A 19,946-nucleotide genomic window follows, 5' to 3' on the forward strand; every position below is an offset into this window, starting at 1 on the left:
GGTATGAGAACAGTGGCTAGGAGAGTACCTGCGGCCCCGCCGTGGCAATGCGGGACGCCGCAGGTCCCATGTCGGTGCGGCCGGAATCCACGATAAAGTCCGGGCCCGAAATCCCATCGCCTCGGGAATGAACGCCACGGCGACATTTTTGTGACTTCCCCGGAAACGCCCGCCTGGGAAGCCGACCCTGCTACCAGGTCACCGGGAGGCGCTCCACTCCGTGGACGGTGGCGTAGGTGCGCACCGGGATCGGTGCACCGGGATCGGCCAGGCGCAGACCGGGGAAGCGCCGGATCAGGGCGGGAAAGGCGATCTTCAGCTCGATCCTGGCCAGCTGCTGCCCCAGGCACTGGTGGATGCCGTGGCCGAACGCCAGATGCCCGGGGGCCTGCCGGGTGAGGTCGAGGTCGTCGGGTGAGTCGAACCGGAGCGGATCCCGGTTGGCCGCCGCCAGCGACACCACCACGGTCTCCCCCGCCGCTATCGTGTGCCCGCCGATCTCCACGTCCTCGGTCGCCGACCGGGTCGACCCGACGGTCACCACACTCAGGTGGCGCAGCAGCTCCTCCACCGCGCCGTCCGCGACGGACGGATCGTCGCGGAGGAGGGCCAGCTGCCCGGGGTTGTCCAGCAGGGCCAGCGTGCCGAGGCCGAGTAGGTTCGCCGTGGTCTCGTACCCCGCGATCAGCAGGAGCATCGACATCCCGATGATCTCCTCGACGGTGAATCCCTCGGCGGACGCCAGCTCGCCGAGAAGGTCGTCCGTCGGCGTGGCCCGCTTGCGCAGGATGAGTTCGTACAGATATCCGCCGAGCGACCCGAGGGCGGCGGCGGCCTCCTCGGCCGTGGTCGTGAAATCGGTCAGCAGCCTGCTGTCCCGCTGGAAAGCCGCCCGGTCCGTGTAGGGCACCCCGAGCAGCTCACAGATGACCAGCGACGGGATCGGCAGCGCGAACTCCGCCACGAGATCCAGCGGCGGGCCCAGGCGCTCCATCTCCGCCAGCCGCTCTTCGACGATCTGCGCCACCCGCTCCTGCAGGAGCCGCATCCGCCGTACCGTGAAGTGCCCGGTCAGCGGCTTCCGATAGCGCGTGTGATCCGGCGGGTCCGTGAAGAGGAAGAAGCTCGGCGGAAAGCCGCCGGTCTGCAGGGGGTTGGTGAACTCGGGCGGCACGATCGGGTGCAGGAAGGCGTCCCGGTTGCTGAACCGGGGATCGGCGAGCACGGCGCGGGCGGTGTCGTAGCCGGTCACCAGCCAGCCCAGATGTCCGTCGGTGAAGGCCAGCCGGCGGATCGGGCTCTCCCGGCGATACTCGGCCAGCCGCGGCGGAGGGTCGAAGTAGGTGGACCGGTCAAAGGGCATGGTGACGGGTGCCGACTGCGTCTCGCGCGGCGATTCCGGCATGTGAACTCCTCGTGATCGGTTCAGCTTCGTCGGCTATACGAAACATCACTTCTCACGAATTGACACGATACCGATACGGGAAGTTATCCGTTCTCCCGCCGCATCAGCGCGAGGAACATGGCGTCGGTGCCATGCCGGTGCGGCCAGAACTGCGCATAAGGCCCGGGGCCGAAATCCGCCACCTCCGGGATGAACTCCGCGGCGGGCAGCTCCGTCACATCGTCCCGGCCGCGCAGCACGTCCGCGACCACCTCCCGGGTCTCCGCCGGATGCGGGGAACAGGTGACGTAGGCGACCACGCCCCCCGGCCGTACCGCCGCGAGCGCCGCGGTCAGCAGCCCTCGCTGCAGCTCGGCCAGCTCGGGGACGCTGCCGGGATCCCGGCGCCAGCGGGCCTCGGGACGCCGCCGGAGCGCGCCCAGCCCGGTGCAGGGGGCGTCCACCGCGACCCGGTCGAACGACCCCGGCCGCCAGGCGCCCGCCCTACCGTCCGCGACGATCACCCCGGCGTCCCGGGTGGTCCGCCAGACGAGCTTGGCCCGGTGATGACGCGCGTCGGAGGCGAGGAGCCGGGCGCCCCGCTCCGCGGCGAGCGCCTCCAGGAGCCCGGCCTTGCCGCCGGGGCCCGCGCACATGTCCAGCCAGAGGTGATCCTCGCCGGAGAGCGGCACCCGGGTCAGCGCGAGCGCCACCAGCTGACTCGCCTCGTCCTGGACGGCCGCGCGGCCTTGGGCGACCGCGGCGATCCCGCCCGGGTCCCCCTCCCCCAGATAGGCGCCGTACGGCGAGTACGCCGCGGGGGTCGCCCCCGCCGCGGTGAGCTCCTCGACCGAGGCCCGGCCAGGACGGGCCACCAGCGACACCCTGGGCCGCTCGTTGTCGGCGGCGAGCAGCGCCTCAAGCTGCTCGTCCGCGGACGCACCGTCGGCGCGGAGGGCGTCGCGGAGCGCCGTGACCACCCAGCGGGGGTGGCTGTGGGACACGGCGAGCCGGCCCACCGGGTCCTCGTCCGCCGGCGGGGCGACGACCTCCAGCCACTGCGCCAGGTCGCGGCCCGCGATCCTGCGCAGCACCGCGTTGGCGAACCGGGACGCGCCGGTCCCGATCCGCAGCCGGACCAGGTCGACCGTGGCGCTCACCGCCGCGTGGGGGGGAATCCGGGTACGGAGCAGCTGATGGGCGCCGAGGCGGAGCGCGTCGAGCAGCGGCGGGTCGATCTTGTCGCAGGGCCGGTCGCCACAGGCGTCGATCACCGCGTCGTAGGTGCCCAGGCCCCGCAGGGTCCCATAGGCCAGCTCGGTCGCCAGGGCCGCGTCCCGGCCGGTCAGCCGCCGCTCGGCGAGCAGGACCGGCATGAGCAGGTTGGCGTAGGCGTCCCGTTCGTCGACCGCGCGAAGCAGGTCGAAGGCCGCGTTCCGCGCCTCGTCACGGGCAGGCCGGGTTCTGCGCGGGCGCCCGCGCCGATCGCCTGTCGTCACCGGCCCAGCCGATCCTCGGCGGCGAGCCGCGCCCCGCGCGCCCACTCGCCGGCGCCCATCTGCCGTTTGCCCTCCGGCCGTACCTCCCCGAGCTCCACGGGGTGGCTGCCGGTGCCCGCGAACACCCGGTCGCGGACCACGACGAGCTCTCCCGGTCCGGCTTTCGGGGCGTCCGGCGCGGGCCGTACCGGACCGATCTTGACGCGGTGGTCGCGGAACACGGTCCAGGCGCCGGGCGCGGGGGTGCAGGCCCGGATGAGCCGGTCCACGTGGCGGGCCGGCGCGGCCCAGTCGATCCGCGCGTCGTCGACCCCGAGCTTGGGCGCGAGGCTCACCCCGTCCACGGGCTGGGGGCGGGACGTCAACTCGCCGTCCTCGATCCCGTCCAGGGTGGCGACGAGCAGCCCGGCGCCCGAGATCGCGAGCCTGGACAGCAGGTCGCCGGAGGTGTCGGAGGACTTGATCTCCTCGGTCACGACGCCGTAGACCGGACCGGAGTCCAGCCCCTCCTCGATCTCGAAGGTGGTCGCCCCGGTGACGTCGTCGCCGCGGAGGATGGCGTGCTGGACCGGAGCGGCCCCCCGCCACGCCGGCAACACCGAGAAATGCAGATTTATCCAGCCAAAGCGGGGAATGTCGATGGCGTCCTGAGGGAGCAGGGCGCCGTACGCCACCACCGGGCAGCAGTCAGGGGCGATCTCCCGGAGCCGGTCCAGGAACTCCGGATCACGGGCCCGCGCGGGCTTGAGGGTCTCGATGCCCGCCTGCTCGGCCCGCTCGGCCACCGGGCTCGTCGTCTGCCGGCGCCCACGGCCCGCCGGCGCGTCCGGCCGGGTGACCACGGCGACCACCTCGTGACGGGACGCGAGCAGCGCGTCGAGCGACGGCAATGCCGTGAAAGGGGTTCCCGCGAAGACCAGACGCACGTCTTAAAGCGCCTTCCCGAACGTCGAATGGGGTGAGATCTTGAACGCGGGCGGCTGCGCACCGGCCCACTCCGCCTCCCGGATCGCCTTCATCGCCAGCTTGCGCTGCACCGGGTCGAGCCGGTCGATGAAGAGCACCCCGTCAAGGTGGTCCGTCTCATGCTGAATACACCGGGCCAGCAGGTGGCTGCCCTCGATCGTGACAGGCTCACCGTACATGTTGTAGCCCTTGGCGACCGTGTGAATCGACCGCGTCGTCGGGAAGGTGAGCCCGGGCAGGGAGAGACACCCCTCGTCGCCCTCCTCGCACTCGGAGGACAGGTCCAGATCGGGATTGATCAGATGTCCGAGGACGTCGTCGACGTAATACGTGAAGACCCGCAGACTCACCCCGATCTGCGGCGCGGCCAGGCCCACCCCCGGCGCGTCCATCATGGTGTCGCTCAGATCCTTGACGAGACGGCGCAGCTCGGCGTCGAAGTCCCGCACCGGCTCGGCCGGAGTGCGCAGCACCGGGTCTCCGAAGAGCCGGATGGGCTGAATGGCCATATCTCCCTCGCTGATTGGGTTTCCACCAGTCTACGAGGAAGCGCCACCCACCTCAGCGCTCGGCGTCCCGCGTCAGGCCCCAGTGCCCGAGCGGGGTGAGCGCCACGACGCCGTCCCCGTGCTCGACCAGACCGCAGTAGGCGAAGAGGTCGAGCCCGTCGCCGACCCCACCGCGGAGTTCGTCGGAGAGCCCACCGGGGCCGAACAACTCTTCATCCCGCACGCTCTCCCCCTCGGCCAACCGGCGGAGCAGCGCCCCGGGCAGCTCGGCGGCGACCCGGGACGCGATCACCCCGTCCTCCGCCTGATCCAGCACGTCCATGACGACCCCGTCCCAGAGTTCCATGAGCCGCTCGGCCGTACCGCCGTCCGGGACCGCGAGGTTCGGGCCCCGGTGGGCGACCCGCGCCTCGATGTCCACCCTGGCCAGCCCGCCGTTGACCGCGACGACCCAGGCGAGCGCCGGCTCCCGCAGGCCGGCGGGCGTCTCCACCGGGAAACCCCGCTCGTCGACGGAGCGCCCGTCCTCCCACTCGGCCAGCGACCGCGCCTCCACCACCAGCGGGACGCGGAACACCGCCGATGCCAGCTCACACTCGGACAACGCCATGACCACCGCATGAGACTACCGCCCTGTGCCCACCGCTCCACCGCATCCTGCGCGCGCGTTCCCCGGTGGCTTCCGACGGCGATAACCGTTTGCGAGCGCGACCGGCCCGGCCTAGCGTGAAAAGAGTGGACATCACTGTACGGAAGGTCATAAAGGACGACGCGGGGCGCCCGGTGATCTCCTATATCGAGGACGTCAGGAACGGCCGGCCCTCCGCCGACCTGGTCGAGGTCCTCGGCCCCGGGGCGGCCGATCTGATCATGCGGAGAATGCGCGGCTGGTCGGTCGTCGGGAGTGAGCGGCTCGGCCGTGAGCTGATCGCCGCCGGATGCGTCCTCGAACGTCACGCGCACCTCTACACCCGGAACCTGACGGTGGAGCCCCCAGCGGCGGAGTGGCCGGACCCCGGACTTCCCGTCGTGGGCCACGAGAAGGTCACCCCCGAGGAGGTCTTCCCGAGCTGGCGGAGCGCCTACCACCCCGAGCACCCCGACCGGCAGGACGACCACGACCTCGCCGACATGCTCGCCGGGAAGGTCCTCGGACCGCTCCTCCCCTGTAGCGGATTCGCCCTGGACCAGGGTCGGGTGGTCGCCGGAGTCCTCGTCGCCGACTGGGCCGGGCAGCCGCCGCTGAGCGGTCCCTGGATCATCGACGTCTTCCGCGACCCCGCTCCCTCCTACGCCGGACTGGGCTCCGCCCTGCTCCGGCGGGCGCTCGCCCTCGGAGCCGAGGCGGGACTGCCCGCCCTCGGGCTCGCCGTGACCGAGGGCAACCCCGCCCGCTGGGTCTACGAACGCGTCGGCTTCGAGCTCGTCCTCTCCTCAATCCGGGTGACCGTCCCGAACTAGAGCCTTAGATGAGCTCCAAGGGGTCTATGCGGACTCGGACCAGGTCGGGGGCCTTACGGGCTGAGCGGACGCCGACGGCGCCCTTGAGGGCGCGCGCGAGCGCCGTACCCTCACCGCGGCCGACCCGCACCAGGGCGCGCTCCTGGCCGTCGTCGCCGACGGGGACGGGGCCGAGGACCTGGGCCGCGGGAGGGAGTTCGGCGCCGTCGAGCAGCTCCCGGACGGCCGAGGGCGACCCGGTGAGCGCCGCCATCCGCACCGCGGGGGGAAACCCCAGTTCGGCCCGTTCGGCGAGCTCCCGCTCGGCGTGGGTGACCGGATCCCACCGCACCAGCGCCTGGACGGTGGCCCCTGCGGCGTCGGCCAGCACGACCACGGTGGCGCCGGGGCGGGTCAGCGCGGCGGCGTTCATCCAGCGGCGCAGCGCCTCCTCGGTGGCGCGCAGGTCGGGCCGGCCGAGCAGCGCCCATCCGTCGAGCAGGACCGCGGCCGCGTACCCGCCCTCGGGCACCGGCTCGGCGCCCGGGGTGGCGACGATCAAAGCGGGGTCCGTGCCGACCCGGTCCAGGATCCCGTCCCGCCCCGAGGTCCGGACCGGTGTCCCGGGAAAGGCCCGGCCGAGCTCCTCGGCGGTCCGCCGCGCCCCCACCACCGTGGCGCGGATCCGCCGCCCGCCGCAGGCCGGGCAGCTCCAGTCGGCCGCGATACGCCCGCACCAGCGGCAGTACGGCGCCGCGTGGCCCGTCCGCAGCGCCAGCACACCGTGGCAGACGGCCTCCTCGCCGGGCCCGCCCGCACCCCCCGGCCGGAACGGGGCCTGCCGGCAGCGTGCGGGGGCACGGCAGTTCTGACAGGCGAGGGCCGGGAGGTAGCCGCGCCGCGGCACCTGCACCAGCACCGGACCCGAGGTCAGCCCCGCGCGCAGCGCCCGCCAGGCCAGGGTCGGCAGCCTGGCCTGCCGCGCCGCCTCGTCCCGGGCGAGTTCCCCGTCCGCGCCGACCGGCCGGACCGAGGGCATGTTCCGCCTGATCGTCTCCCGGGCCGCGACGAGGGGGTGCGCCCACCCGGAGCCGATCATCGCGGTGGCCTCGGCGGTACGGGTGTGGCCGCCGATGAGGGCGGCGGCCCCGATCCGGTGGGCACGCAGGGCGAGCACCTCCCGGGCGTGCGGGTACGGCGCGTGCGGTTCGGCGTGCACGTCGTCCCCGTCGTCCCAGAGCACCACCAGCCCGAGGTCGCGGACGGGGGCGAACACGGCCGCCCGGGTCCCGACGACCGCCCGCCGCTCACCGCGGAGCACCCGGAGCCAGCGCCGGTACCGTTCCGCGGGGCCGAGACCCGCGGTGAGCGCCTCGTGCGGCAGGTGCGCCATCGCGGCGGAGACGAGTGCGACGTCCTTCCCGTCGGGGACGACGACCAGGGCGCCTCTGCCCCCCGCGAGGGCGGCCTGGACCGCGGTCGCGACGGCCGCGGGCCAGGTGGGCCCGCCCGCCCCGGCACCGGGGAGCGCCGTCCAGACGGCCCGTGGCGCCTGACCGGCGGTGACGGCGCGGAGGAAGGAGGGCCCGTTCAGGTAGGCCGTCCAGGGTCCGGCCTGCGGGGCCCCGGGCCGGGCCGCGGGCTCCACGCCCGGCTCGGCCTCGGCCTTGGCGTGCCGGGGCGGCACCGCGAGCCGGAGGACGTCGGCGAGGGTCCCCGCGTAGCGGTCGGCCGTCGCCCTGGCGAGCGCCGTCACCTCCTCGGTGAGTACGGGCTCGGCGGAGACCACGCGGTCCAGGAAGGCCAGGCGCCCCTCGAACTCGCTCCGGTCGGTCCGCTCGATCAGGTACCCGTCGACGAGCTGCCCGGCGAACCGGACCCTGACCCGGCACCCGGGGACGGCGGTCCCGTCCATCGTGGCCGGTACCCGATAGTCGAAGAGGCGGTCCAGGTGCGGGAGCTGGACGTCGACGGCCACCCGGGCGACCGGGGCCCGCTCGGCGGGTTCGAGCGCCCCTTTCCGCGCCGTGGCCTTGCGCGGAGCCGCCCGAGCCGAGCCTTTGGCCCCGACCCCGGGCAGCGTCAGCGCCTCATCCTCACTCACGCCCCCGTCCTACCAGATCCCCCCGACGATCCGCGCCATCACCCGGCACCAGCTCCGCGGCCAAGCCCCGCCACCCCGTGATCATTGCGCCGTCCGCACCCTCGAAGGCGCGCACACCGCAACGATCACGCGGCGCAGCCCGTACCCCGGTCACATCCCACCCCTCTCATGATCCTTGCGCTCTCCGCGCCCCCCATGGCACACACACCACAACGATCAGCCGGCAAACCCCCACCCCGGCCGCGCCCTCGTCCTCCCATGATCGTTGCGTTCTCCGCACCCTTCAGGGTGCGCACACCACGACGATCACGCGGCGCAGGCTGCGGCCGACGCCGTCCACACCTCTCCGGCGTCGCAACGGTCTGGCCGCACACAGAACGTGCACAAAAAACGTGGTGGTCGGCGCCACACGTACGGCGTCGACCACCACGATCGAATCAAAGCACCCGGCACGGCCCGGGTGAGACGGCTGTCAGATGCCGGTGATGGTGCGGAGGGCGTCGACCCGGTCGGTCAGCTCCCAGGTGAAGTTGGGCTCCTCGCGGCCGAAGTGGCCGTAGGAGGCGGTCTGCGAGTAGATCGGGCGAAGCAGGTCGAGGTCGCGGATGATCGCCGCGGGCCGCAGGTCGAAGACCTCCAGAACGGCTTCCTGGAGCTTGCCGACCGGAAGCTTCTCGGTGCCGAAGCACTCCAGGAAGAGGCCGACGGGCTGCGCCTTGCCGATGGCGTAGGCGACCTGGACCTCGCAGCGGTCGGCGAGCTCGGCGGCGACCAGGTTCTTGGCGACCCAGCGCATCGCGTAGGCGGCGGAGCGGTCGACCTTGGACGGGTCCTTGCCGGAGAAGGCGCCGCCACCGTGGCGGGCCATGCCGCCGTAGGTGTCGATGATGATCTTACGGCCGGTGAGCCCGGCGTCGCCCATCGGGCCGCCGATCTCGAAGCGGCCGGTCGGGTTGACCAGCAGGCGGTAGCCCTCGAAGTCGATGTCGAGGTCGGCCAGGATCGGCTCGACGACGTGCTCGCGCATGTCGGGGGCGAGCATCTCCTTCAGGTCGATCTCGGGGGCGTGCTGGGTCGAGACGACCACGGTGTCGAGGCGGACCGGGCGGTCGCCGTCGTACTCGATGGTGACCTGGGTCTTGCCGTCGGGGCGCAGGTAGGGCACGGTGCCGTTCTTGCGCACGTCGGCGAGGCGGCGGGCGAGCCGGTGGGCGAGCATGATCGGGAGCGGCATCAGCTCGGGGGTCTCGCGGCAGGCGTACCCGAACATCAGGCCCTGGTCGCCGGCGCCCTGGCGGTCGAGGTCGTCGCCCGCGTCACCCACCCGGTGCTCGTAGGCCGTGTCGACGCCCTGCGCGATGTCGGGGGACTGCGAACCGATGGAGACGGACACGCCGCAGGAGGCCCCGTCGTAGCCCTTGTTGGAGGCGTTGTAGCCGATCTCCAGGATCTTCTCGCGGATGACACCGGGGATGTCGATGTACGTCCCCGTCGTCACCTCACCGGCGACATGGACCTGACCGGTCGTGATCAGCGTCTCGACGGCGACCCGGCTCTTGGGGTCGTCCTTGAGCATGGCGTCGAGAATCGCGTCACTGATCTGGTCGGCTATCTTGTCCGGGTGACCCTCGGTGACCGATTCTGAGGTGAACAGGCGACGAGACAACGGGTAGCTCCTCATGCAGCGGCTGCTGGCGTTTTGGGGTTGTGCAGGCTGGCGCCCTCACGGGTGGGCTTGAAGGCCTGATTGAGTGTAGCCCTTTGGGGTGTTCTTCGGTGGCAGCGTCCACATGCCGATCACTTGTTTCACGGGATGGACGCGAGCCGGGGCACGACCCGGTCCCAGACGGCGTCGGCGAGGTCGTCCTTGGGGCCGCGGGGCACCTCGACCGGGTCCCCTCCGGCGGCGAGGATCGTCGCGGCGTTGTCCGGGGTGCCGAAGGCGATCCCGTCCCCCACCCGGTTGACCACGAGCAGGTCGCAGCCCTTGCGTTCGAGCTTGGCCCGGCCGTTGGCGAGGACGTCGTCGGTCTCGGCGGCGAAGCCGACGATCACCTGACCCGGTATCTGCCGTTCTTGAGATATCTCAGCAAGTATATCCGGATTTTTTACCAGATAGATGGGTTCGGGGTCGCCGTCCGTTTTCTTAATCTTGGTGGCCAGCCGGTCCGCCGGGCGGAAGTCGGCCACCGCGGCGGCCATGACCACCGCGTCGGCGTCGGCGGCGGCCGCCAGGACCGCGGAACGGAGTTCCAGGGCGGAGCCGACCCGTACCACGGTGACGCCGGCCGGGTCCGGGAGCGCGACGTTCGCCGCGACCAGGGTGACCCGGGCGCCCCGCGCCGCCGCCGTACGGGCGAGCGCGTAGCCCTGCAGCCCCGAGGAGCGGTTGCCGAGGAAACGGACCGGGTCCAGCGCCTCGCGGGTGCCCCCCGCCGAAACGACCACGTGCCGGCCGGCCAGGTCGGGGCCGCGTCCGGCGAGCACCCGGCGGCAGACCTCGTAGATCTCCGCGGGGTCCGGGAGCCGCCCCGGGCCGGTGTCGGCCCCGGTGAGCCGGCCGACGGCCGGGTCGACGACGACACAGCCCCGGTCGCGCAGGGTGGCCACGTTGGCCCGGGTGGCCGGGTGCTCCCACATCTCGGTGTGCATCGCGGGAGCGAAGACCACCGGGCAGCGGGCGGTGAGCAGGGTGCCGGTGAGCAGGTCCCCGGCGAGACCGTGCGCCGCCTTGGCGAGCAGGTCCGCCGTGGCCGGGGCCACGACCAGCAGGTCGGCCTCCTGGCCGAGCCGCACGTGGGGCACCTCGGGGACGTCCTGCCAGACGTCGGTCGTCACCTTCGTCCCGGAGAGGGCCTCCCAGGTCGGCTGCCCCACGAAGCGCAGGGCGTCCGCGGTCGGGACGACCCGTACCGAAAACCCGGACTCGGTGAACAGGCGGAGCAGCTCACAGGCCTTGTAGGCGGCGATCCCGGCGCCCACCCCCAGGACGACCCGGGTACGGCGATCCGGACCGCCGGGACGGCTCGGGCTCACGCGGGAGGCGGCCTAGCCCTCGACCGGCTCGGAGGTCAGCAGACCCTCGCGCACCTCGCGGAGCGCGATGGAGAGCGGCTTCTCCTGGGCGTGGGTCTCCACCAGGGGCCCCACGTACTCCAGCAGGCCCTCGCCGAGCTGGGAGTAGTAGGCGTTGATCTGACGCGCCCGCTTGGCACCCATGATCACGAGAGAGTACTTGCTGTCGATCACGCCGAGCAGATCGTCGATCGGCGGATTGGTGATGCCCAAGGCAATCGGGGCGGCGCCTGCCACGTTCGGCCTTTCCCTCGACGTTTTCGCTGACGATTGTTCGTCGCAAGCGTAAGGCTACCAGCCGCCGGAATACGTCCCGGACGCGCTTGTCAAGCGGTGGGGCGGGAAAACTCCCCGCACACCCGAATCCCGATCGCGGGGACGCCTCAGCGGCTGTTGGACAGGAACAGCGAGATCAGTTCGCCGCACACCTGCCGGACGGAGTGGTTCACCAGGGTGACGTCGAACTCCTTCTCGGCCGCCATCTCGACCCGCCCGGCCTCCAGCCGCCGCCGGATGACGTCCTCGGGCTCGGTGCCGCGGCCGCGCAGCCGGGCCTCCAGCTCCTCCCACGAGGGCGGGGCGAGGAAGACCAGGAGCGCCTCCGGCATCGACGCCCGCACCTGCCGGGCGCCCTGGATGTCGATCTCCAGCAGCGTGGGCAGGCCCGCGGCCAGCCGTTCGAGCACGGGGCCGCGCGGGGTGCCGTACCGGTTCCCGGCGAACTCCGCCCACTCCAGCAACTCGTCGTCGTCGACGAGACGCCCGAAGGCGTCGTCGTCGACGAAGTGGTACTCGACCCCGTCCGTTTCCCCGGGACGGGGCTTCCTGGTGGTCACCGAGACCGACAGCCACACCTGCGGGTGCGCCCGCCGGAACTCGGCGACAACCGTGGACTTGCCGACGCCTGACGGCCCTGAGAGCACCGTCAGGCGCCTAGCGGACGTGCTGGGACCGCCACTCGGCTCCACAGGCTCAGAACCGTCCTGCACGGGCCAGGTTGGACCGGTCACTCACACCCCCGATTTCGCCGGAATCCGGATCAGCGCTCAGCGCCGCCGAACTCCCGCTCAAGAGCGGCCCGCTGGTTCGCCCCGAGACCCCGCACGCGACGGGACTCGGCGATACCGAGACGCTCCATGATCTGCTTGGCGCGCACCTTGCCCACGCCAGGCAGCGACTCCAACAGTGCCGACACCTTCATCTTGCCGACGACGTCGTCGGCCTGCCCCTCTTTGAGCACCTCAGCCAGAGAGATCGCGCCGTGCTTTAGCCGGTTCTTGACCTCGGCACGCTCACGGCGAGCTTTGGCAGCCTTCTCCAGGGCTGCGGCGCGCTGCTCGGGGGTCAGGGGAGGAAGAGCCACGCCGGGTCACCTCGAATTTCTGTGGATGTACTCGGACGGGAGGGGAAACTAGCTGGTCTATGCCCTGTCAGGCAACGTCATGACCTGTTTCTTGCAGCAAAAAATCTACTCAAGCACGCTTAGCGAAGATCAAACTACTCTCCGTCGATATTTGTGGGCGTTTAATGGCGATTTCCAGGCGCGATAGGCTTTTTTCGCTATCAGCGAACACGTCCGCGACACGCCGGGAAACGGCCTTCGGGAGCAGCCCGCCCCTTGACTCGGAGTCGACACCCGGGTGTCACGGGGATCGTGATCCACGGCCCGGCCCCTCCTCGCGTAAACGATGATCTACCAATGCGGAACCCTGCTATGCTCGCCGTTCAGCGATCACCTCGAACGGCTCCCGGGTGTGCCCCGGCACCCGGCGGGAACGTCTCGGGGTTGACTCGCCCGGCCCCGGCGACCGATCTCGTTGTCAGAAACCGTTCCGAGGCCCTTCCCGGGGCGCCCGCCGAGCCGGCATTCCGGCGCGCGGACCGGTAAACCACACGGCTCAGCGATGCGTCTGCTCGCGCCGCAGGGCGGCTGCGATCGCGGCGGCGGCGGCACCCGGATCGGCCGCCCCGGTGATGGGCCGCCCGATCACGAGCAGGTCCGCGCCGTCGGCGAGGGCCTGCTCCGGGGTGGCCACCCGAGCCTGGTCCTGGCTGGCCGCGCCGGTCGGCCGTACCCCGGGGGTGATCAGCGTGATGTCCGGCCCCACCTCGGCGCGGACGGCCGCGACCTCCTGAGGCGAGCACACGATCGCCCTGGCGCCCGCGCCGACCGCCAGGGCCGCCAGACGCCGCGCCGCGTCGAGCGCCGGACCGGCCAGCCCCACGGCCTCCAGCTCGCCCTCCGAAAGCGAGGTGAGGACCGTCACGGCCGCGATGTCGGACTGGGGGGCGGCCTCCGCGGCAGCCCGGATCATGGCCGGTCCCCCGGCCGCGTGGACGGTGAGGATGGCCGGGCGGAGCCTGGCCACGGCCCGCGCGGCCCCGGCGACGGTGTTGGGGATGTCGTGCAGTTTGAGGTCGAGAAAGATCTTCACCCCGCTCGCCCCCTTGACCGAGGCGATCACGTCCGGCCCGTAGCGCAGGTAGAGCTCGAGGCCGACTTTGACGGTGCTGACGTGCGGGGTGACCAGGCTGGCCCAGCGTGCCGCGGTCTCCAGATCGGGTGCGTCCAGGGCCACGGCGATGGGGGCAGGCGTCACAGGTGGTTCTCCTCAGTTCTATGTCGAGGCAGGGCACGGTGGGCCAGTCCGATCGCGTCGGACAGGCGCTCGACACCCCGCTGCTCCAGCAGTTCCTCAAGCTCACGGAGAATGCGGATGCAAGCGTATGGATCATGAAATATGGCTGTTCCGACAGAGACGACACAAGCTCCCGCGAGGATCAGCTCAAGGGCGTCGCGGCCCGTCGCAACGCCGCCCATGCCGATGATGGGCACCCCGGGAAGGGCCGCGTAGACCTGCCAGATGCAGCGTACGGCAACCGGGCGCACCGCGGGCCCGGAAAGGCCACCCGTCCCCCCGGCGAGGCTGGGGCGCATGGTGTCCACGTCCACGGCCATGCCGAGGATCGTGTTGATCATCGAGAGCCCCTCGGCCCCGGCGTCCACGCACGCCTTGGCGATGGGGACCACGTCGGTGACGTCGGCGGAGAGCTTGGCGAAGACCGGGACGTCGAACCGGCAGTGCGTCCGGACGGCGGAGACCACGTCGGAGGCGGCGCCCGCGTCGGAGGCGAACCGCCTCCCCCGGTCCTCCACGTTCGGGCAGGACAGGTTGACCTCGACGGCGGCCACCCCGGACTCGGCCGAGACGCGCCGGGCGAGCTCGGCGTACTCGGCGACGCTGCTCCCCGCGATCGAGACCACCACCGGCACCCCGTGCGCCGTCAGCCAGGGCAGGTCGCGCCGGAGGAACGCCTCCACGCCCGGTCCCTGCAGCCCCACCGAGTTGAGCATGCCCGAGGGGGTCTCGGCCACCCGCGGGGTGGGCCGTCCCGCCCGCGGGGCGAGGGTGACGGACTTGGTGACCACCGCGCCGAGCCGGGAGACGTCGAAGAACTGGGAGAGCTCCCGTCCGAAGGCGGCGCACCCGGAGGCCGTCAGGACCGGGTTGGCGAGCTCGACGTGGGCCAGACGCGCGCGCATGTCGGGGCTCACGGACCGGCCTCGGCGAGCCGTCCGCCCGGGGCCCCGAGCGCGTCGAAGGGAATGGTGCCGACGTCGTCGAAGCGGACCCGCTCACCGCGGAAGACCGGCCCGTCCACGCACGAGCGGACGAGCCGGGTGATCCCGTCGTCGCCGACCACCGGCAGCACACAGCTCATGCAGACCCCGATCCCGCACGCCATGGCCTCCTCGACGGAGACCATCGCCGGGATCCCATGCCGCGCGGCCACGGCCGCCACGGACCGGAGCACGGCCATCGGCGCGCAGGCGTAGACCACGTCGGCCTGGGAGTCGGCGATCACGTGGGGCAGCATGTCGGTGACGCTGCCGCGCATGCCGAGCGACCCGTCGTCGGTGGTGAGGGTGGTCGTCTCCCCCATCCGCCGGGCCCGCAGGGCGCCGAAGACCCGGTCGGCCGACGGCGCGCCGAGGATGAAGTCCACCCGGCACCCGCGCGCCTGGAGCGCGTCGGCGAGCGGAAAGAGCGGCGCCGAGCCGTACCCCGATCCGACCAGCAGGCAGTGCACCGGGTCCCGGGGGAGCGGGAACGGCCGCCCGAGCGGGCCGACCAGGTCGAGGCTGTCCCGGACCCGCCGGTCGGCGAGCCAGGCGGTCCCCCGCCCCTGGACCGAGAAGACGAGCTCGACGGTGCCCCCGTAGTCCGGCTTCACGTCGTGGATCGACAGGCACCTGCGCAGCAGCATGGAGGTCTCCGCGCCGCCGACGGCGACCGCCGTGAAGTGACCGGCCTTGAAGCGCTCGGCGATGCCCGGGGCGACGACGGTCATCGCGTGGTAGGCGTCGACCTGGCGGATCGTCAGAACCGTGCCGGTCACCTGTACGGGGGCCACGGGCCTTCACTCACCTCCCCGGACAGGGGCGGCCGGCGCGGTCGCGGTTACGCGCACACCGGCCTCCCCGCCGTCGGGTCTCGAACTCACTCACGTGCCTCGCAGCGCACGCGCGTGCTCCTGGAGCGACCGTACGCCCACGCCCCCGGCGGCGATCGCCTGGATGCCCTGGACGGCCGCGGCGAGGCCCTGGACGGTGGTGACGCAGGGGATGCCCCGCAGCACGGCGGCCGTCCTGATCTCGTACCCGTCGAGCCGGGGCCCGGACTGCCCGGGGCTGCCGAAGGGTGTGTTGACGATCAGGTCGACCTCGCCGTCCAGAATGCGCCGCACGATCGTCGGCTCGCCGTCCGCGCCTTCGCCCGCGCTGTGCTTGCGCACGATCTTGGCACGGACTCCGTTGCGGCGCAGTACCTCGGCGGTCCCCTCGGTCGCGAGAATCTCGAACCCGAGGTCGGCGAGGGCCTTCACCGGGAAGATCATCGACCGCTTGTCCCGGTTGGCGACCGAGACGAACGCGCGGCCCTTGGTGGGCAGCGAGCCGTACGCGGCGGCCTGCGACTTGGCGTACGCCGTACCGAAGAACTCGTCGAAGCCCATCACCTCGCCGGTGGAGCGCATCTCCGGCCCGAGCACGATGTCCACGCCGCGGAACCGGTCGAAGGGGAGGACCGCCTCCTTGACCGCGATGGGCGCGTCGAAGGGCAGGGTCCCGCCGTCCCCCCGCTCGGGCAGCAGGCCCTGCGCGCGCAGGCCGGCGATCGTGCTCCCCATCATGACCCGGGCGGCGGCCTTGGCCAGGGGGACGGCCGTCGCCTTGGAGACGAACGGCACGGTACGGCTGGCGCGCGGGTTGGCCTCCAGGACGTACAGGACGCCCGCCGACATCGCGTACTGCACGTTGATCAGGCCGCGGACGCCCACCCCGCGGGCGATCGCCTCGGTCGCCGCGCGGATGCGCTTGACGTCGTTCCCGCCGAGGGTGATCGGGGGCAGCGCGCACGCCGAGTCGCCCGAGTGGATCCCGGCCTCCTCGATGTGCTCCATCACCCCGGCCAGGTAGAGCTCCTCGCCGTCGTAGAGGGCGTCCACGTCGATCTCGATCGCCTCGTCCAGGAACTTGTCGATCAGGACGGGGTGCTCGGAGTCGGTCGCGGCGCGGCCCATGTAGGCCCGGAGGGTCTCGTCGTCGTAGACGATCGCCATCCCGGCCCCGCCGAGCACGTAGGAGGGCCGGACCAGGACCGGGTACCCGATCTCGTCGGCGATCTCCTGCGCCTGCGCGGCGGTGACCGCGGTGCTGTGCCGGGGCGCGGTGAGCCCGGCCTCGGCCAGCACCCGCCCGAAGGCGCCGCGCTCCTCGGCGAGGTGGATCGACTCCGGCGAGGTGCCGACGATCGGCACCCCCGCGTCCTTGAGGGCCTGGGCCAGACCGAGCGGGGTCTGCCCACCGAGCTGTACGATCACGCCCGCCACCGGGCCGGTGAGCCGCTCGGCGTGCACGATCTCCAGCACGTCCTCCAGGGTGAGCGGCTCGAAGTACAGCCGGTCGGAGGTGTCGTAGTCGGTGCTCACCGTCTCGGGGTTGCAGTTGACCATGACGGTCTCGTATCCGGCGGCCGACAGCTCGAAGGAGGCGTGCACGCACGCGTAGTCGAACTCGATGCCCTGCCCGATCCGGTTGGGCCCGCTGCCGAGGATGATGACCTTCTGCCGGTCCCCGGTGGGGACCTCGGTCTCCTCGTCGTAGGTGGAGTAGAGGTACGGCGTGCGCGCGGCGAACTCGGCGGCGCAGGTGTCCACCGTGTGGTAGACGGGCCGGATGCCGTTCTCGTGCCGGATCTCCCGGATCCGGCTCTCGGTCAGGCCGACGATCTCGGCGATCTGGGCGTCGCTGAAGCCGAAGCCCTTGGCGGTCTCCAGGTCGGCCAGGGTGTGGCCGGGGTCGGCCAGCCTGGTCGCCACTTCGTCGATCGCCTGCAGCTGGTCCAGGAACCACGGGTCGATCCGGGTGGCCTCGTGTAGCTCCTGTGCCGTGGCCCCGGCCCGGAAGGCCGCCATGACGGCCTGCAGGCGCCCCTCGTGCGGGGTGCGCACCGCTTCCAGGAGGGCCGCCTTGTCCCCCGGCTCCCCCGCCCAGCTGAAGGAGGAGCCCTTGCGTTCCAGGGAGCGCAGCGCCTTCTGCAGGGCTTCGGGGAAGGACCGGCCGATCGCCATGGCCTCGCCGACCGACTTCATGTGCGTGGTGAGCGTCGGGTCGGCTCCGGCGAACTTCTCGAAGGCGAACCTCGGCACCTTCACCACGACGTAGTCGAGGGTGGGCTCGAAGGAGGCCGGGGTCTCCTTGGTGATGTCGTTGGGGATCTCGTCCAGGGTGTAGCCGATGGCCAGCTTGGCCGCGATCTTGGCGATCGGGAAGCCGGTGGCCTTGGAGGCCAGCGCGCTCGACCGGGACACCCGCGGGTTCATCTCAATGACGATCATGCGGCCGGTGCCGGGGTGCACGGCGAACTGGATGTTGCAGCCGCCGGTGTCCACCCCGACCTCGCGGATGACGGCGATCGCCACGTCCCGCATGTTCTGGTACTCGCGGTCGGTCAGCGTCAGGGCGGGCGCCACGGTGATCGAGTCGCCGGTGTGCACGCCCATCGGGTCCAGGTTCTCGATGGAGCAGACGATCACCACGTTGTCGTGGCGGTCCCGCATGACCTCGAGCTCGTACTCCTTCCACCCGAGGATGGACTCCTCCAGCAGCACCTCGCTGGTGGGCGAGGCGTCCAGGCCGGATCCGGCGATGCGCCGCAGCCCCTCCTCGTCGTAGGCCATGCCCGAGCCGGCGCCGCCCATGGTGAAGGAGGGGCGCACCACCATGGGGTAGCCGAGGGACCCGGCGGCCGCCAGGCACTCCTCCATGGTGTGGCAGATGACGCTCCGCGCGGATTCGGCGTTGAGCCCCTGCTCGTCGGCGACCTTGGCGACGATCTCCTTGAAGAGCCGCCGGTTCTCCCCGGCCTGGATCGCGTCGATGTCGGCGCCGATCAGCTCGACGCCGTACTCGGCGAGGACCCCGGACTCGTGCAGGGCGACCGCGGTGTTGAGCGCCGTCTGCCCGCCGAGGGTGGGCAGCAGGGCGTCCGGCCGCTCCTTGGCGATGATCTTCTCGACGAACTCGGGGGTGATCGGCTCGACGTAGGTGGCGTCGGCGAACTCCGGGTCCGTCATGATCGTCGCCGGGTTGCTGTTGATCAGGATGACCCGGAAGCCCTCGGCCCGCAGGATGCGGCAGGCCTGCGTGCCCGAGTAGTCGAACTCGGCCGCCTGCCCGATGACGATCGGACCGGAGCCGATCACCAGGATTGACGAGATGTCGGTCCGCTTCGGCATCTACTTGACCCCCTTCGCACTCTGCATGAGCTCACAGAACCGGTCGAAGAGCCCGGCGGCGTCGTGCGGACCGGCCGCGGCCTCGGGGTGGTACTGCACGCTGAACGCCGGGCGGTCCAGGAGCCGCAGCCCCTCGACGCAGCCGTCGTTGAGGTTGACGTGGCTGACCTCGGCGCGCCCGTACGGCGTGTCGAACGGCCCGTCCGTCGGCGCCTCGACGGCGAACCCGTGGTTGTGGCTGGTGATGTGCACCCGCCCGGTCACCCGGTCCTGGACCGGCTGGTTGACGCCGCGGTGCCCGTACCGGAGCTTGTAGGTCGGCAGCCCGAGCGCCCGCCCGAGCATCTGGTTCCCGAAGCAGATGCCGAAGAACGGCTTCCCCGCGTCCAGGACGCCGCGCAGGGCGTCCACCGCGTAGCCGGCCGCCGCGGGGTCGCCGGGGCCGTTGGAGAAGAACACGCCGTCGGTGCCAAGCGCGAGGATCTCCTCGGCGGTGCTCTCCGCGGGCAGGACGTGCACGTCGCAGCCGCGCTGCGCCATCCGGTACGGCGTCATCGCCTTGATCCCCAGGTCCACGGCGGCGACGGTGAAGCGCCGCTCGCCGATCGCCTTGACCAGGTACGGCTCGCGCGTGCTCACCTCGCGGGCGAGGTCGGCGCCGAGCATGTCCGGGCTCTGCCGGACCTTGGCGAGGAGCTCCTCGGTGTCCCGGCCGGCGAAGTCCCCGCTGAACACGCCCGCGCGCATCGCCCCGTGCTCACGGAGCCTGCGGGTGAGCGCGCGGGTGCCCCGCATCGCGATGCCGACGACGCCCTCCTGCCGGAGCCGATCCTCCAGGGAGGCGGTGGCCCGCCAGTTGCTCGACACCCGGGACGGCTCGCGCACGACGTAGCCGGCCACCCAGATCCGGCGGCTCTCGGGGTCTTCCTCGTTGACCCCGGTGTTGCCGATGTGCGGTGCCGTCATGGCCACGATCTGCCGGTGGTACGACGGATCGGTGAGGGTCTCCTGATATCCGGTCATGCCGGTGTTGAAGACCATCTCGCCGTAGGTCTCGCCGCGCGCGCCGTACGCCGTGCCGCGGTAGACCGTCCCGTCCTCCAGGATGAGCCTCGCGGTGTCCTGCGAATCAACCCGGCTCACGCCGTGACCTCCCCAATAATCCCGAA

The 19,946-nt window shown here is 71.9% G+C and carries 17 protein-coding genes; 1 reads left to right on the top strand and 16 read right to left on the bottom strand.

The window, feature by feature from the left end; all coding sequences use genetic code 11:
• Positions 1 to 190 precede the first annotated feature (190 nt).
• The 5 genes from RUR_RS05250 to RUR_RS05270 form a co-directional block, all read right to left on the bottom strand.
• Positions 191 to 1,405 carry a cytochrome P450 gene (locus RUR_RS05250; protein WP_346349014.1) on the bottom strand — a complete coding sequence of 405 codons (1,215 nt, stop codon included), beginning with the start codon at positions 1,403 to 1,405 and terminating at the stop codon, positions 191 to 193.
• Between the two features lie 83 nt (positions 1,406 to 1,488).
• Positions 1,489 to 2,883 (bottom strand): RsmB/NOP family class I SAM-dependent RNA methyltransferase, encoded by a 1,395-nt coding sequence (locus RUR_RS05255; protein WP_283133710.1) that lies wholly within the window; start codon positions 2,881 to 2,883, stop codon positions 1,489 to 1,491.
• Positions 2,880 to 3,809: a methionyl-tRNA formyltransferase gene (gene fmt / locus RUR_RS05260; RefSeq protein ID WP_283133711.1), complete on the bottom strand. Its 930-nt coding sequence runs from the start codon at positions 3,807 to 3,809 to the stop codon at positions 2,880 to 2,882. The genes RUR_RS05255 and fmt overlap by 4 nt, the downstream gene beginning before the upstream one ends.
• Positions 3,810 to 3,812: 3 nt before the next feature.
• On the bottom strand, positions 3,813 to 4,358 hold the full coding sequence (gene def, locus RUR_RS05265) for a peptide deformylase (protein ID WP_283133712.1): 546 nt from the start codon (positions 4,356 to 4,358) through the stop codon (positions 3,813 to 3,815).
• Between the two features lie 52 nt (positions 4,359 to 4,410).
• Positions 4,411 to 4,968: a hypothetical protein gene (locus tag RUR_RS05270; protein ID WP_283133713.1), complete on the bottom strand. Its 558-nt coding sequence runs from the start codon at positions 4,966 to 4,968 to the stop codon at positions 4,411 to 4,413.
• Between the two features lie 125 nt (positions 4,969 to 5,093).
• Between RUR_RS05270 and RUR_RS05275 the strand changes: the two genes are divergently transcribed.
• Positions 5,094 to 5,819: a GNAT family N-acetyltransferase gene (locus RUR_RS05275; protein WP_283133714.1), complete on the top strand. Its 726-nt coding sequence runs from the start codon at positions 5,094 to 5,096 to the stop codon at positions 5,817 to 5,819.
• 4 nt (positions 5,820 to 5,823) lie between these two features.
• Here the strand turns inward: RUR_RS05275 and RUR_RS05280 are convergent, their stop codons facing one another.
• The 11 genes from RUR_RS05280 to carA form a co-directional block, all read right to left on the bottom strand.
• Complete coding sequence (locus RUR_RS05280) at positions 5,824 to 7,902, bottom strand: primosomal protein N' (RefSeq protein WP_283133715.1); 2,079 nt, start codon at positions 7,900 to 7,902, stop codon at positions 5,824 to 5,826.
• Between the two features lie 472 nt (positions 7,903 to 8,374).
• Positions 8,375 to 9,568 (bottom strand): methionine adenosyltransferase, encoded by a 1,194-nt coding sequence (metK, locus tag RUR_RS05285; RefSeq protein WP_283133716.1) that lies wholly within the window; start codon positions 9,566 to 9,568, stop codon positions 8,375 to 8,377.
• A gap of 140 nt (positions 9,569 to 9,708) precedes the next feature.
• Positions 9,709 to 10,938 (bottom strand): bifunctional phosphopantothenoylcysteine decarboxylase/phosphopantothenate--cysteine ligase CoaBC, encoded by a 1,230-nt coding sequence (coaBC, locus tag RUR_RS05290; protein ID WP_283133717.1) that lies wholly within the window; start codon positions 10,936 to 10,938, stop codon positions 9,709 to 9,711.
• 12 nt (positions 10,939 to 10,950) lie between these two features.
• Positions 10,951 to 11,214, bottom strand: a complete 264-nt coding sequence (gene rpoZ, locus RUR_RS05295) for a DNA-directed RNA polymerase subunit omega (protein ID WP_283133718.1) — start codon at positions 11,212 to 11,214, stop codon at positions 10,951 to 10,953.
• Between the two features lie 146 nt (positions 11,215 to 11,360).
• Positions 11,361 to 11,966, bottom strand: a complete 606-nt coding sequence (gene gmk / locus RUR_RS05300) for a guanylate kinase (protein ID WP_428846974.1) — start codon at positions 11,964 to 11,966, stop codon at positions 11,361 to 11,363.
• A gap of 50 nt (positions 11,967 to 12,016) precedes the next feature.
• The gene (mihF, locus tag RUR_RS05305) at positions 12,017 to 12,340 is read right to left on the bottom strand and encodes an integration host factor, actinobacterial type (protein WP_283133720.1); all 324 of its coding nucleotides are present in this window, start codon (positions 12,338 to 12,340) and stop codon (positions 12,017 to 12,019) included.
• Positions 12,341 to 12,875: 535 nt separating this feature from the next.
• Positions 12,876 to 13,577: an orotidine-5'-phosphate decarboxylase gene (pyrF, locus tag RUR_RS05310; RefSeq protein ID WP_283133721.1), complete on the bottom strand. Its 702-nt coding sequence runs from the start codon at positions 13,575 to 13,577 to the stop codon at positions 12,876 to 12,878.
• Positions 13,574 to 14,521 carry a dihydroorotate dehydrogenase gene (locus RUR_RS05315; RefSeq protein WP_283133722.1) on the bottom strand — a complete coding sequence of 316 codons (948 nt, stop codon included), beginning with the start codon at positions 14,519 to 14,521 and terminating at the stop codon, positions 13,574 to 13,576. The genes pyrF and RUR_RS05315 overlap by 4 nt, the downstream gene beginning before the upstream one ends.
• Positions 14,522 to 14,529: 8 nt before the next feature.
• On the bottom strand, positions 14,530 to 15,330 hold the full coding sequence (locus RUR_RS05320; RefSeq protein ID WP_283134017.1) for a dihydroorotate dehydrogenase electron transfer subunit: 801 nt from the start codon (positions 15,328 to 15,330) through the stop codon (positions 14,530 to 14,532).
• 153 nt (positions 15,331 to 15,483) lie between these two features.
• On the bottom strand, positions 15,484 to 18,777 hold the full coding sequence (gene carB / locus RUR_RS05325) for a carbamoyl-phosphate synthase large subunit (RefSeq protein WP_283133723.1): 3,294 nt from the start codon (positions 18,775 to 18,777) through the stop codon (positions 15,484 to 15,486).
• A complete protein-coding gene (gene carA / locus RUR_RS05330) occupies positions 18,778 to 19,920 on the bottom strand; it encodes a glutamine-hydrolyzing carbamoyl-phosphate synthase small subunit (RefSeq protein ID WP_283133724.1) in 1,143 nt (380 codons plus the stop codon).
• Between the last annotated feature and the right edge of the window lie 26 nt (positions 19,921 to 19,946).

The sequence above is a fragment of the Rhizohabitans arisaemae genome (genome assembly GCF_025996515.1).
Taxonomy (GTDB): domain Bacteria; phylum Actinomycetota; class Actinomycetes; order Streptosporangiales; family Streptosporangiaceae; genus Rhizohabitans; species Rhizohabitans arisaemae.

Excerpts from the sequence above, each read along its gene's own strand:
- RUR_RS05250 (WP_346349014.1), bottom strand. The coding sequence starts at position 1,405 with ATGCCGGAATCGCCGCGCGAGACGCAGTCGGCACCCGTCACCATGCCC.
- def (WP_283133712.1), bottom strand. The coding sequence starts at position 4,358 with ATGGCCATTCAGCCCATCCGGCTCTTCGGAGACCCGGTGCTGCGCACT.
- RUR_RS05320 (WP_283134017.1), bottom strand. The coding sequence starts at position 15,330 with ATGACCGTCGTCGCCCCGGGCATCGCCGAGCGCTTCAAGGCCGGTCAC.
- RUR_RS05315 (WP_283133722.1), bottom strand. The coding sequence starts at position 14,521 with ATGCGCGCGCGTCTGGCCCACGTCGAGCTCGCCAACCCGGTCCTGACG.
- RUR_RS05270 (WP_283133713.1), bottom strand. The coding sequence starts at position 4,968 with ATGGCGTTGTCCGAGTGTGAGCTGGCATCGGCGGTGTTCCGCGTCCCG.
- carB (WP_283133723.1), bottom strand. The coding sequence starts at position 18,777 with ATGCCGAAGCGGACCGACATCTCGTCAATCCTGGTGATCGGCTCCGGT.